Origin of the sequence: Bacillus cereus group sp. MYBKT14-1 (assembly GCF_051915185.1) — a bacterium.
Classification (GTDB): domain Bacteria; phylum Bacillota; class Bacilli; order Bacillales; family Bacillaceae_G; genus Bacillus_A; species Bacillus_A cereus.
Map to the genome: position 1 here is coordinate 664,237 of NZ_JBQAEF010000002.1, position 10,831 is coordinate 675,067.

Genomic DNA, 10,831 nt, shown 5'->3' on the forward strand with positions numbered 1-10,831 from the left:
ATATAAAAAATAGCTCCCCTATACAGGAAATTACCTTTTTATTTTTCTTGAAGTTTGTCATAATAATATTATTGTCTCAGTTTTCTTATACAAGGAGAGTTGTATTTATGTCGTTTTCATGGAAACGTTTCTTACAAATCGGGAAAATTATCTTCCCATTTGTTGTATTAACAATTGTATTCTTTCAAGCAAAAAAAGAATTAGCGGGCATTTCTTTTTTAGAAGCGATTGATACAATTAAAAACATTCCAACTGGAGGAGTCTTTTTAGCAATTACACTTGGTGCATTCGCTGTATCAACAATGTTCTTTTATGACTATGTTATGCTTCGTTACTTAAAAGCTGATATTCCTGTCCAAAAGATTTTCCGTATCTCGTGGATTGCTAATACTTTAAATGGATTTATCGGGTTTGGTGGTCTTGTTGGAGCCGGCGTACGCACAATGCTTTATCGTCCATATATAAAAGAAAATGGAAAACTTATTAAAAGTATCGCTTGGATGACAACTGCCTTTATTAATGGATTAGCCATTCTTTCATTTCTTGGTCTTATCGGAATATTAGACACGAGATTTATTTTGCATGAAAAACCATGGCTATGGCCTGTTCTTATCTTCTTCGCTCTTTTCGTCCCTATATATATCGGATTTTCTAAATTAAAAAATAGAAAAGCGACGCAAACAGAGGAACAAGAAGAAGAGGAGAAAAACCCAACTGTTTTATACTCATTAGTTTCATTAGTCGAATGGGTATCTGCTGGTATTGTTATGTACGTCATATTACTATTATTTGGCATTGAAATCGAATTCCAAAAGTTTTTAGGCGTATATGTTATTGCTGCTTTAGCTGGTGTCGTTAGTCTTGTTCCTGGTGGCCTTGGATCATTTGATCTTGTCTTCTTAACTGGGCTTGGGCAATACGGCATCGATACAGGTGTTTTACTCCCTGCTATGTTATTATATCGTCTCGTCTATTACATCTTGCCCTTCTGCCTTGGTCTCATTTTTGCAGCTTTTGAAATGACAGGAGTAGCCATTAAAAAGTTTGAAGATAAACCTTTTATTGCGCCTGCATTAGAGACAACTGGTGTTATATGGACTTTGCAGCGTGACTTTCTAGGAAAGTTAGGTTCTTGGGCATCTGCTGCTTTAACAGTATTTGCTGGCTTAATGGTTATTTTATCAACCATTCTACCGACAAGTATAAATCGGGCACACGCCTTACATATTCTAGCTCCAAAACATCTTATTCAATTTTCTTTTAGCTTATCGCTAACATTCGGTATTCTCCTCCTCATTCTTTCGCGGGGGATATATTACGGAACAAAACGTTCTTATTATATGACGATTGTATCTTTAATTGGAGCGGCTATTTTTAACACACTAAAAGGAATTGATGTTGAAGAAACTTTTATTTTATTAATCGTACTCGCTGTATTGTATATGCTTCGTAAAAGGTTTGTACGTGAGAAAATGGAAGTCTCACTTTCGGATATCGTAAAAGTTTTTATATTCCTACTTGTAACGTTATATTTATATAAAAACTTAGGTATTTTATTTGCAGGTGCAAAAGAAGCTTTCAAACCTGATTTTGTCGTTCGTAATATTACACAAGTAAAACGAAGTGCATTAGCAGCTGCCTTTTTTGTTCCTACTTTTTTACTAATTGGTTCACTCATTGCAAATCGTTATCGAAATGAATTTCCCGGGCAACCAGCTAATGATAAACGATTACAAAACTTCTTAGATGAACATGGTGGAAATGTACTTAGTCATTTAGGTTTTTTAGGAGATAAACAGTTCTTTTTCAGTAGTGATGGAAAAGCACTCATTCTCTTCTCAATAACTGGAAAACGACTTATTGTACTGGGTGATCCAATTGGGGACCCTTCCTCCTATCGTACTGTATTGCAAGAGTTTTTAGCTGAGGCTGATCGATTTGGATACATTTGTGTATTCTATCAAATTGAAAGTAAATGGATGAGTTTATACCACGATTTTGGTTATAACTTCTTTAAGCTTGGTGAAGAAGCTGTTGTTGATTTAAATACCTTTACAATAACAGGAAAGAAACGCGCTGGCATGCGAGCTACTTTCAACCGTTTTGAAAGAGAAGGCTATACATTCTCTATTCATGAGCCACCTTTCTCCGACGAATTATATGAAGAGTTAAGAAAAGTTTCAGATGCATGGCTTGGTGGAAAAAAAGAGAAAGGTTTTTCACTCGGATACTTCGATCGTGAATATATTAGTCGCGCTCCTATCGCAACATTATCTGATGCGGATGGAAAAATTATTGCATTCACAACATTCATGCCTGTATATCAAAACGGATCATTATCTGTCGATTTAATGCGATATTATCCAGATGCGCCTAGCGGCATTATGGACGCAATTTTCATCCACTTATTCCAGTGGGCAAAAGAAAATGAATACCACTCCTTTAATATCGGTATGGCACCACTTTCAAATGTTGGTTTATCCACACAGTCTTTCTGGTCTGAACGAGTGGCTGCTGCAATCTTTAATAACGTTCGTTATACGTATAGTTTCAGCGGATTACGACATTTTAAAGAAAAATATAAACCAGCATGGAGCGGTAAATATTTAGCATTTAGGAAGAATCATTCTTTACCAATTACAATGCTCTCTGTAACAAAATTAATAGGAAAAAGAAAAAACAGCTAAATTCTTAGCTGTTTTTTCTTTTTTGAACTTGTACAATAAATTCTTTTTCATACTTCTTACCATTTATATAGAAATTCCCCCACATTTTATACGTGCCCTCGGCAGGAAATGTAATTCGGTATTGTAATTGCTCATCCGTATCTACAGGCATAGCGTATAAAAAATTCTCCTTCGTTTCATCCACTATATAGAGTGACTCTACTTCTCCTCTCTCTGAATGCAATTTCAATTTTTCACCCTTTTTCGCTTGAAACTGAAATGTTAACGTAACTGGTTCATTCGGATGTAATGCGCCAAATAAAAGAGAAACTTCATACTCTCCTATTTTTTTTGTAAGTACACTGTCGATTGGAAATTTCACTTTTTTCTTATTGTTCTCCTCTTTCGTTCTACCAAAATTCTTCCTAGCGAATGACTCTACGGACTTATTTTTGTCTTCGTATAAAAATATTGTATATTCTTCGTCTTTCGCTATTTTGGAAGATAACTTATATGACCCGTTCCCTGCAAATGTGGGTTTAATTTGTTGTATGTTTTTTAACTGTCCATCTACAATCACTGCCCGCATTTGATCATTTACACCACGAATTTCATTATTCTTGTTGTTTAACAACTGAAATACAATATCTACTTTCTCATTTCCCTTTCCATTTGAAACATCCCACTTTACTTCCTGAACATCTCCTACAGTCTCTTCGTTTTCTTGATATTTTTTTATGTAAAATCCTCCTGCCACAATAAGTACTAACGCAATAAGCCCAATGACAAGATTTTTCAAAACATCACCTACCATTTTTATTGTCTCTATTCATACAAAACTTCTTAAGATATATATTCTAGATTATGATTTATGAAATCCTCCTATTTTGCACATATTACAAATAATAAAAAGATTTTAATTGAAAGGATTCGTAGTGTATAATGCAAATGATATTGATTTCTATCAATACATTATAAGGAGGACTTTTTTATGAGTGTACATATCGAAGCAAAACAAGGCGAAATCGCTGAATCTATTCTATTACCTGGTGATCCATTACGTGCAAAATATATCGCTGAAACATTTCTAGAGGACGTTACTTGCTATAATAATGTGCGTGGTATGTTAGGTTTCACTGGAACTTATAAAGGAAAACGTGTATCTGTTCAAGGTACAGGTATGGGTGTTCCTTCTATTTCTATTTATGTAAACGAATTAATCCAAAGCTACGGAGTTAAAAATTTAATTCGCGTTGGAACTTGCGGTGCAATTCAAAAAGATGTAAAAGTTCGTGATGTTATTATCGCAATGACGGCTTGTACTGATTCTAATATGAACCGTTTAACATTCCCAGGATTTGATTTTGCACCAGCTGCAAACTTTGACCTTTTAAAGAAAGCTTATGATGCTGGAACTGAAAAAGGATTACACGTTCGTGTCGGTAACGTTTTAACAGCAGATGTGTTTTATCGTGAAAGCATGGACATAGTTAAAAAACTTGGAGATTACGGTGTATTAGCAGTAGAAATGGAAACAACTGCTCTTTACACATTAGCAGCGAAATACGGTGTAAATGCATTATCTGTATTAACAGTTAGCGATCACATCTTCACTGGCGAAGAAACAACATCTGAAGAGCGTCAAACTACATTTAACGAAATGATTGAAATCGCTTTAGATGCAGCAATTCAACAATAATACACTAAAGAACTTGTCATACGTCTGGCGAGTTCTTTTTATGTGACTTTTTATAAATAACTACTTTATAAAGAGACAGATTTCTCCCCTCTACTTTCTTGTAACGTTTGTTATAATGAAGTGAAACTTTAATCAGTGGAGGTTTTTTCCATCCCCCACTGATTATTAGTTGAACCAATCGGATTTAACGGGATAAAGAAATCATTTACAGTATTTCTCATAAGAGGTGACGCAGTGAAAAACAGAAGTATTGTCTTTAAACTATTTTTATTAACATCCACTTTATTTACAATCATATTCCTACTTTTTTTCCTAGGACAATCTCTATTTTTAGAGAAATTTTATATTAATAAGAAAGTAAAAACAGTCCAAACTGCTTTTGAAAAATTCGTAGATAATTATGATAAAAGTGATAAAAGTTATGAGCAGGTTAGAAAACTAAAACAAGAATTTCATGATAAAACAAATGCCGATATGCAGTTTTTGGATTCTAACGGTATTATTAAAAGTGATAACAATTACTATATCGATGTATTTAATCCCAACAATAATAAACAGTATTCCATTCCACTCAACAATCTTTTAACACCAGAAGAATATAATAAATTCGAAAATTTAGGTTTAAAAAAAGATGTAATAATCAATGTTGATGGAGTCGTACAAGAGAATAATATAATCACACCACAAAAATTAGGAACGAATTATAATCAATGGCAGAACGAACATTTCTATTCGGATTTTCAGTCAATTAATGGTAACCCTTCTAAGAACAGACTTGCAAGCCGATACAAATCTACAACTCGAATCGTCTTTACAGGTGTTATAACTAAGTTACAGCTCCCATCCAAAGCGGAGGTTCGTCTTGCAAATGATATTGAAACATTACAAGCCGTTCAATATTTTGCAGATATGATTAGAGAGGGAACTTCTAACTCGAACCAATTAAGTACTTTCATATTAGATGGCGGAGAAAATATAAAAAATAGTATCTTTGTAAAACCGATTATAGAAAATGGAAGGATTACAGAATACGCTTTTGCGATAGCATCTTTGCAGCCTGTTAATGAAGCGATGCTCGTTTTAAAAGATTATTATGTCTATGCCTTAATCATCGTGTTTCTCGTAATTATTTTGTTATCCTTCTACTACTCAAAAATCATTGTTAAGCCATTAATTAAAATAAATCGTGTTACAAAAAAAATGGCTAATTTTGATTTCAGCGAGAAATTACCTGTTACAGCTGACGATGAAATTGGCGGGCTTTCTGGCAGTATCAATACATTATCTGTAAATTTAAAAGATCGAATCGATCGATTAAATGTTGCTAATACAAAGTTACAACAAGATATTGAACGTGAACGTCAATTAGAAAAAACAAGAAAAGAATTCATTTCTGGCGTATCACACGAATTAAAAACACCGCTAAGTGTAATTAGAAGTTTTGCAGAAGGAATTAAAGATGGTGTTAGTAAGGATACTTCGTATTATACTGATGTTATTTTAGAAGAAACAGAAAATATGAACAGGCTGATTGTTGAAATGTTAGAATTAGCAAAGTTGGAATCTGGTACTTACAAACTAGATATGACGACGTTCTCAATCGGTGAATTAACGCAACAAGTCTACACAAAATTATTATTTAGCATGGAAGAAAAACATTTACAAGTGAACATCGATGCAGACCCTTCTATACTTGTTAAAGCAAATCGCAGTCGCATTGAGCAAGTAGTTGTGAACTTACTAAGTAATGCAATCCGTTATACGCCAGAGGGAGAAAAAATACAAGTCTCCATTATAGAAGCAGAAGATACCGTAAAAGTCGAAATCGAGAATACAGGAAACCCTATCCCTGAAGAAAGTCTTGAAAAAATTTGGGATCGCTTCTATCGTCTAGATGCATCACGTAGCCGTCACACTGGAGGTACCGGTCTCGGATTATCTATTGTAAAAAACATTTTAGACCTCCATCATGCCGAATACGGTGTGTATAATACGACTAACAGTGTTGTATTCTATTTCAATTTACAAAAAGTAAAAGAAGTCAAATAATTTGTCTTAATTTCACTAGGAGTTCACATGAAATTCACACTCTCCCTTTATAGTAAGAAACAAGTTAATCCTTTCCTTTACACATATAAAAGAGGAGAGTGCGTGAAATGAAACAAGCAGGACAACCTATTCAAAATGAAAAACAATTAGAAACTATCAAAAATATACTTTTACAATCTTCGAAACGTGATGGCTTATTATTCGTATTAGCTGTAAATTCTGGCTTAAAAGTAAGTGAAATCTTACAATTAAAAGTTAGTGATGTAATCGATGAAAATGAAAATGTTCGCCATTCCATTTTATTTTACAATGAAAAAGTGAAGAAACATAAATGGTTTGCTGTAAATGAAGACTTACAGCACGCAATCGAAGACTACATGAAAGAACGTAAAACTTGGAAACGTAATGAACCATTGTTAAAATCTCAAAAAGGAACAAAATCTATTACGAGACAACATGCATGGTACATTTTAAACAAAGCTGCAAAAGAAGTTGGATTAGAAGGGATTAGCTCACATACACTTCGAAAAACTTGGGGTTATTGTGCATACAAATCAGGTGTTGATATTGCATTTTTACAACACTTCTTTGATCACAGTACTCCATCAAAAACTTTAAAGTATATCGGTATTGCTTAATAACTCTTATACATAAAAAAGGTTACCATTTGAAAATTTGGTAACCTTTTTTACATTTCGTATTCTCTTTTCTTGTCTCTCCTATACTGTAGTGGTACTCTAATAATAAGGGGGAGAAATTATGAACACACTTACAATTGAATTACCAAAAGAAACGGCTGAAAAACTTGATTTATTAAAACAAGCTTATGAAAAGAAAACAGGTGCTTCTATCTCTGAGAGCACTCTCGTTCAAACACTTATCTCAAAAGAATTTATCCAAGCGATAACTCCTTTTGATTTACAACAATTTGTCAATGGAAAAGAACAGCATTAATTGCTGTTCTTTTTTTATCTCTATTTAAAATATACAAAGTTTTTTATATATTTTTAGAAAAACCATTGACAATGATAATGATAACCATTATCATTTATTATGAAGCCAACAATTGATGAATCAACCAAACGCTCAGTAACATTGTTACCCCTCTTTTTCATATAGAAAGGCACTGTACATTCCCCCTGTTTGTACAGTGCCTTTCTTGTTTATTATCATTCAAAAAAATTTAATTGCTCCGGCTTCGGCTCACCATATGTAATGTTCATCATTTTCATAAGCTGTTTCGCATTATCTGCTGCATCCCCACCTGAATTGTTGTTAAACAGTACGTATATATCCTTTGTTTTCTTTTTTAATTGCTCTAATCGTTCAACCCATTCTTCCAGTTCTTTATTGTTGTAGCGATATAAACAGCGAACCGCTCTCCAGTTTTCCCCTTTATCAAGCCAACCATGAACATTTCGACCGTGAAAACGTATTAATGCCATGTCTGAATTCGTAACCTCTAACACGAGTGGCACAGAACCTATCCCAGCCTGTGGTTCATCACAAATTGTATGAATCCATTTCTCTTGTTCTAGAAACTGTAACGTCTTATCTCTCATTTCTGGATAAAACCATGTTTGATTTCGAAATTCTATTGCACATGGTAAACCTTCCATTTTTTCTTTCGTATATCGAAGAAAATCTACATTTTTCTTTTTACAATCAAACCATGGTGGATATTGAAATAAAATCGTTTTTAATTTACCAGCTTCAATTAAAGGAAGAATAGATTGTTTATATACATCAAACATCTCATCGAACGTAGAAAAAGGAATTTCACCTTTCATATGTCCTGTCATTCCTTGATATGCTTTTACGATAAAAGAAAAATCTTTCGGTGTTTCCATTGCCCATTTTGTATAGTTTCGTGCAGGTTGCATCGCATAAAATGAGCTATCCACTTCTACTATAGGAAAATACTCGCTGTATGTTCGTAATTTATTTCTATTTTCATAGGGATTTATGTATAAAGAATCATGATCTCCCCATCCTGTCACTCCAATAAACAGCACATATACCCCTCCCTTTTTAACTTCATCTTCTATTCACTTTCCAAACACTTTGCATCATGTAGCCTTTTCTTTAAGAGTATCCTTATAAAAATATGATATACTATATGGAAGAATTTTTAAAATGAGGGGTTATTTATTTATGCTTCCAAACGATGCTACTGTATCTCATGAAAAACGAATTGAAGAACTAGAAAATAAAGTACGTTTTTATGAAGAACTTGTGAATCAATTACCACATCATTTCACATACAAAAATCCACATATTGGTTTACGAATAAAGAAAACTAGAACAACCCATTCCATTCAAGAAATACCAAAAGAGAATAAAGAGGCTCATTTTCAACTTACTTGCGATTCATTATTTTTATTTGAACAACTCGAAAAACACTTTGTACATATTTTTGATGCCTTTTCACATCATGTAACCTTTGTCGATAATAAAGGGAATATTACTTTATGTAATCAAGTTGCTGCAGATGATTTCGGTGTAATACGAAATGATATTATCGGAAAACCGATTCAACAATTACTAAACTTGCCGGAAGAAAAAATTAAAGCGATTGAAACATTAAAAACGGGAACAGAAATATATAATGAAGAAGTTTTAGACAAAAACTATGGCATTATAAATAACCGAATTATTCGTGATTATAACGGGGAGATTTTTAGAGTTATTAGTGTCTTTCATTATTTAAATACAGAACGTGATGCAGAGAAGTTTTCGTTAGCAGGGCGAATCGCAGCTGGAATTGCACACGAAGTACGAAATCCTCTTACAACAGTACGAGGATACTTACAATTTTTACAAGAAAGTGTTTCTCCATCTAATAAAGAACTATTTAAAAATTTACTTATTCCTGAATTAGATCGAGCAAATAGTATCATTACAAAATTTTTATCTCTTTCAAAAACACGTGAATTTAAAAGAGAACCCTTTCCCATTAATACATTTTTACGTGAGTATATTCAACAGTTACTAGCTAGCGAAGTCTTTTTACATAACATTTCAATTGATTATAATTTTTCTACCGAATTAGATGATATATTAGTTCATATTGATCGTCATGAACTTGTGCAAGTTTTTTTAAACTTATTCCAGAACGCTGTCGATGCTCAAGGAGAAAAAAAACTTTCTATCCAAATCACTAGTTACCGCCTAGATAATTTTGTTCGTATTACTTTCACTGATAATGGGACTGGTATTCCACCAGCGATTCAAGACTATATCTTTGATCCATTCTTCTCAACAAAAGATTCCGGCACAGGTTTGGGCTTGTCAGTAACGAAAAAAATTATTCAAAATCATAGCGGTACATTAAAAATGACTAGTAATGAAGATGGTACTACTTTTACTATTTCAATTCCAATCTTACCTAAAACAGCCCTTGAAAGATTAAATCAATACAAATAAAATCCAATCCACGAACTGCATGTCAATTGTTAATTCTTCAACAATTGACATGCAGTTTTTTATGTTAAACTTTTCTTCTTTACATTATATAAAGCCTTCTATACCTTACTTACTTTTTGCTAAGTGGGCCAATTCCTTATTTTTTTTATAAATGGTAGTTTGTCCATTACGAATTTAGTATAAATTTCATTTTAATATATAGTAATGACTATTGATTCTATGAAAGAAAGGAATGAAAAGATGAACAATAAAAATAAAGGAAAAGTATTTTATGGTAACGATTGTTGCGAAGTAAGAGCTTGTAGTCATATTAACATCTCTAAGTCCGAACTTACAGAATTCGTTAGACTTCTTCAAGCTCTTGGCCAAGCTATTCAAGCTGTCTTTCAAAACCCTTCTCAAAATAATATAGATAACTTGATCGCTGCCCTAAATAACTTACAAAAATTCCTCAATTGCTTAGATTTATCCCCAGCACAAAAACAAATTGGAAATTCTATTATTGCTAATTTATTAACTATTTTAAGAACAACACCTTTCTCATGCGGAGCATTATACGTTGAGCTACAAAGCTTGCTTAATTATTTATTGTATATCGCTAAGTTATTCAAAGTAGATTGTTGTACGATTGACAAACTAGTTAGACTCATAACAGAGATCCAAACTATCCTAGTTCAATACGGATCAGGTTGCCTTGGAGGCAGAGGAGCAACAGGTGCTACGGGTGCTACTGGTGCTACTGGACCTCAAGGACCTCAAGGTGCTCAGGGACCAGCGGGCGCTCAAGGTGCTACTGGACCTCAAGGGCCTCAAGGTATTCAAGGACCAGCGGGTGCTACGGGTGCTACGGGTGCTACTGGCGCTACTGGCGCTACTGGCGCTACGGGTGCTCAAGGTGCTCAAGGACCAGCAGGTGCTACTGGACCTCAAGGGCCTCAAGGTATTCAAGGACCAGCGGGTGCTACTGGCGCTACGGGTGCTCAAGGACCAG

General features: G+C 33.8%; 9 protein-coding genes. 7 read left to right on the forward strand and 2 right to left on the reverse strand.

Annotated elements, in window-relative coordinates:
• Positions 1 to 107: 107 nt before the first annotated feature.
• Positions 108 to 2,687: a bifunctional lysylphosphatidylglycerol flippase/synthetase MprF gene (gene mprF, locus ACTFO4_RS09970; protein WP_000010848.1), complete on the forward strand. Its 2,580-nt coding sequence runs from the start codon at positions 108 to 110 to the stop codon at positions 2,685 to 2,687.
• Between the two features lie 4 nt (positions 2,688 to 2,691).
• On the opposite strand, the gene ACTFO4_RS09975 is transcribed toward mprF, so the two are convergent.
• Positions 2,692 to 3,480 (reverse strand): hypothetical protein, encoded by a 789-nt coding sequence (locus ACTFO4_RS09975; RefSeq protein WP_000232610.1) that lies wholly within the window; start codon positions 3,478 to 3,480, stop codon positions 2,692 to 2,694.
• Positions 3,481 to 3,657: 177 nt separating this feature from the next.
• Here ACTFO4_RS09975 and deoD point away from each other — a divergent pair, with 177 nt between their 5' ends.
• From deoD to ACTFO4_RS09995, 4 genes are all read left to right on the forward strand, one after another.
• Positions 3,658 to 4,365, forward strand: a complete 708-nt coding sequence (deoD, locus tag ACTFO4_RS09980) for a purine-nucleoside phosphorylase (RefSeq protein WP_000110703.1) — start codon at positions 3,658 to 3,660, stop codon at positions 4,363 to 4,365.
• A 234-nt stretch (positions 4,366 to 4,599) separates the two neighbouring features.
• A complete protein-coding gene (locus ACTFO4_RS09985) occupies positions 4,600 to 6,414 on the forward strand; it encodes a sensor histidine kinase (protein ID WP_000797516.1) in 1,815 nt (604 codons plus the stop codon).
• Positions 6,415 to 6,521: 107 nt separating this feature from the next.
• Complete coding sequence (locus ACTFO4_RS09990; protein WP_000806236.1) at positions 6,522 to 7,052, forward strand: tyrosine-type recombinase/integrase; 531 nt, start codon at positions 6,522 to 6,524, stop codon at positions 7,050 to 7,052.
• Positions 7,053 to 7,173: 121 nt separating this feature from the next.
• Entirely contained in the window at positions 7,174 to 7,368 is a 195-nt protein-coding gene (locus tag ACTFO4_RS09995; RefSeq protein ID WP_001094860.1) for a DUF3924 domain-containing protein, read from the forward strand.
• A gap of 215 nt (positions 7,369 to 7,583) precedes the next feature.
• Here the strand turns inward: ACTFO4_RS09995 and ACTFO4_RS10000 are convergent, their stop codons facing one another.
• On the reverse strand, positions 7,584 to 8,429 hold the full coding sequence (locus ACTFO4_RS10000; protein WP_061456970.1) for a DUF72 domain-containing protein: 846 nt from the start codon (positions 8,427 to 8,429) through the stop codon (positions 7,584 to 7,586).
• Between the two features lie 139 nt (positions 8,430 to 8,568).
• Between ACTFO4_RS10000 and ACTFO4_RS10005 the strand changes: the two genes are divergently transcribed.
• Complete coding sequence (locus ACTFO4_RS10005; RefSeq protein ID WP_061456969.1) at positions 8,569 to 9,840, forward strand: ATP-binding protein; 1,272 nt, start codon at positions 8,569 to 8,571, stop codon at positions 9,838 to 9,840.
• A gap of 240 nt (positions 9,841 to 10,080) precedes the next feature.
• Positions 10,081 to 10,831 (forward strand): collagen-like repeat preface domain-containing protein (locus tag ACTFO4_RS10010; protein ID WP_440018852.1); only part of this gene is annotated, 751 nt, incomplete at its 3' end.

Excerpts from the sequence above, each read along its gene's own strand:
- ACTFO4_RS10005 (WP_061456969.1), top strand. The coding sequence starts at position 8,569 with ATGCTTCCAAACGATGCTACTGTATCTCATGAAAAACGAATTGAAGAA.
- ACTFO4_RS09990 (WP_000806236.1), top strand. The coding sequence starts at position 6,522 with ATGAAACAAGCAGGACAACCTATTCAAAATGAAAAACAATTAGAAACT.
- ACTFO4_RS09975 (WP_000232610.1), bottom strand. The coding sequence starts at position 3,480 with ATGGTAGGTGATGTTTTGAAAAATCTTGTCATTGGGCTTATTGCGTTA.
- mprF (WP_000010848.1), top strand. The coding sequence starts at position 108 with ATGTCGTTTTCATGGAAACGTTTCTTACAAATCGGGAAAATTATCTTC.
- ACTFO4_RS09995 (WP_001094860.1), top strand. The coding sequence starts at position 7,174 with ATGAACACACTTACAATTGAATTACCAAAAGAAACGGCTGAAAAACTT.
- deoD (WP_000110703.1), top strand. The coding sequence starts at position 3,658 with ATGAGTGTACATATCGAAGCAAAACAAGGCGAAATCGCTGAATCTATT.